This is a genomic window from Nonomuraea longicatena (genome assembly GCF_039525605.1).
GTDB classification, from domain to species: domain Bacteria; phylum Actinomycetota; class Actinomycetes; order Streptosporangiales; family Streptosporangiaceae; genus Nonomuraea; species Nonomuraea longicatena.
In genome coordinates this window covers 1-2,697 of record NZ_BAAAHQ010000102.1, presented here as the reverse complement: position 1 = coordinate 2,697, position 2,697 = coordinate 1, and the positions used below count along the sequence as shown (strand labels likewise).

General features: G+C 61.5%; 2 protein-coding genes. Both read left to right on the top strand.

All coding sequences use genetic code 11. The features are described from left to right. Positions 1-365 precede the first annotated feature (365 nt). Positions 366-1,997, top strand: coding sequence for a hypothetical protein (locus ABD120_RS39555; protein ID WP_343955654.1), 1,632 nt, complete (start codon positions 366-368; stop codon positions 1,995-1,997). Between the two features lie 29 nt (positions 1,998-2,026). Beyond that, on the top strand, positions 2,027-2,697 hold a 671-nt coding region (locus tag ABD120_RS39550; protein WP_343955652.1), incomplete at its 3' end, for an asparaginase.

Below are 2,697 nucleotides of genomic sequence, written 5' to 3'. Positions count from 1 at the left end.
CTACCTCCAAGAGGTCGCGGACACAGGCCGGGAGCCTGCCGTCATCCTTGAGGACCCGGCTACCGTCGAAGACCTCAAAGGTCAGCTCGTAGAGCTTCGCGAGCGGGTGGCGGCGATTGAGAGCCGATTGGACCTGGTTCGTCCGCAGTGACCCGGGAGTAGCCCTCAATTGCGCCATCCTTTGAACCTCCTTTCTTGGCGTCGGCGTTCTGTGCTACCTCAAGGAGACCGCCCATAGCCAAGGCATCTCGATGGCGCCGTCAGGGGCACTGAAATGGCAAACCGCCTAGCGACGGCGGCGGCGAACAGTTACCGTTGCCGTACTCCGTGCGAAGTCCATAGAGGCGCTGGCGGGAGGTGTGGCAGTGAGCACCAAAACCAGGGCCAAGACGCCCAATCGGGTGCTACGTCAAATCCGCGAGGACGAACGGCGCGAGTCGCGCGAGGAGTTCGCCCGAGCGCTGGTGGCCATAGCCGAGACGATCGGTGAGTACGGCCTGGCCTGCGACGCCCGTCTGGTCGCGCGTTGGGAGGACGGCGAGGTTAGGCGCCCCCGTCCTGCCTATCAGCGAGCGTTGGAGACGCTGACCGGCCGCACCTTCGATCGCCTCGGATTCCAACACCCAAATGCCATGGAAGTGCCATCGCATGAAGCCCTTGCCCCCGAAAGACTGTCGTTCCACGTGGACGAGGAGGGGCAGATGTGGGCAAGTGTCGATCGACGGACGTTCCTTGTGGGCAGTACTGCCGCATTGCTCGTGCAGGCAGGGGTCGATGTGCCCATCATCGGTGCTTCGAGTGATCCGTACGGCTTCGCGTCGCACACCAAAAGCCGGTGGCCTGATCTCAAGCTGTCGCGTCCTTCGCCCGATTTCGGGGTGGACTTCACCGCGTTGCTTCCAGACGGCAGGGCAATGGAGGGTGCTGTCCTGCGCATGCAGCTCCATGAGGCCAGCACCGCGAACGGCAGAGTCATCACCGCACTGACGAACGCACCTAGATGGGCGGAGTTCTCGCGCGCCATGAACCGTGGACTCCTTATTGGAGTCGACCGAACAAACGAGCCGCGCTTCTTCGCGATCGACGCTCGCGAAGCACGAAGGCGACTTGCCCAGTCACCGGACAGCGGCACCGTTACCATCCCCAGCGCCTATGAACTCGATGACTTCACATATGGCCTTCTGTGGGCGGCGGCGAGCTTGGATGACGGCCTTCAGGCGGACGACCAGGAGCTGAGCCTCTCTCATGAGGAGCTTGCGCAGTATGAAGCGCTCACGGCGTCAGCGGTCAGCCGTGAGGCGGCGCCTGATCTAGGAAACGTGTCGCACGCCTGGTTGGGCTCTGACTTCTGCGCTCGGCATATCCTCCGTAATCTGACTGAACTGCCGGATATGCCGACCTTCTGGACTCGGGAGCAGCGAGGCGAAGAAGCGTGCATGTGGCTCCTGTTCGATCATAAGTACGCTTATCTTCGCGCCGTCCGTCGTACTGTTGGAGAAAAGTCGCCGGTTCGGATGTTCTGCATTCCGCGTGGAGCTGTCAACGCGTCGCCACGCTATGAGAGAGTCCTGCTCTTCCTGTCGATCGCCCTGATGGAGTCCGCAGGAATTCATGCCAAAATCTGCGATGACCCTGCCTACTCCAATGTAGAAGGATTCGTTATTGGCGGCGAACAGGCGATTATCGCGAATTGGGTTCGCGGTGCAGGCATGTGGCATGTGGATACAACAAGGCGTACCTCGGTCGTACGCGAGTTCCGTGAAGCAACAGGCGAGGTCGGCACACATTCGATAATCGAGGCAAAGACTCCAGCGGGACGGCTTCGGGCGTTGGCCGCTTATCTCGAACTGGACTGGTCATGGCTGACCGGCCGGTGCCGAGCCCTTGCGCACGTTGGAACAGCCGGATTACTGCGTCCCCGGAGCCGATTGATTTCAGTCGCCGGTATCGATGCGGCTTGCGCCTTCATCAACGACACCAGCATGAGTAGCATGTGAATGCTCAACCCCTCGAAGGACTTCCATCAGTGAATTCTCCTACCCGTATTGCGGTTTTCTCGCTCGGCGGCACGATCGCGATGACGCCTGATGCTAATGGTGTCGTACCAACCCTGACGGCGACGGAATTGCTCGCGTCCGTACCAGGGCTTGAGGCCCTCGCCGTCGAGTTGGATGTTCACACATTTCGGCAGCTTCCAGGTGCTTCGCTTTCTTTCAGCGACCTTGTCGACTTGACCAAGGCCATGGAAAATGCCATTCGGAGCGGTGCGGCCGGAGTCGTGGTCACTCAGGGGACGGACACAATCGAGGAGACCGCGTACGTGCTGGATCTCCTGTGGAGTGGCGAAGCGCCCGTTGTCGTCACCGGCGCGATGCGCAATCCCTCGATGGCCGGCGCTGACGGCCCCGCCAACCTGCTTGCCGCTATCCGTACGGCGGCAAGCCATGCAGCACGTGACCTTGGGTGCTTGGTCGTCTTCAGCGATCAGATCCATGCCGCACGCTGGGTGCGCAAGACCCACACCAGCAGCACGGCCGCATTCGCTTCCCCGAACCAAGGTCCGCTCGGCCACGTGATCGAAGGACATGTGGATATCCCCTTGCGTCTGGCGAGAGCCGCGGTTCTCGCGCCTGTAGCACAGCGCATTGTCAAGGTCGGGCTGTACACCGTGGCCCTCGGCGACGACGGAGAGCTGGT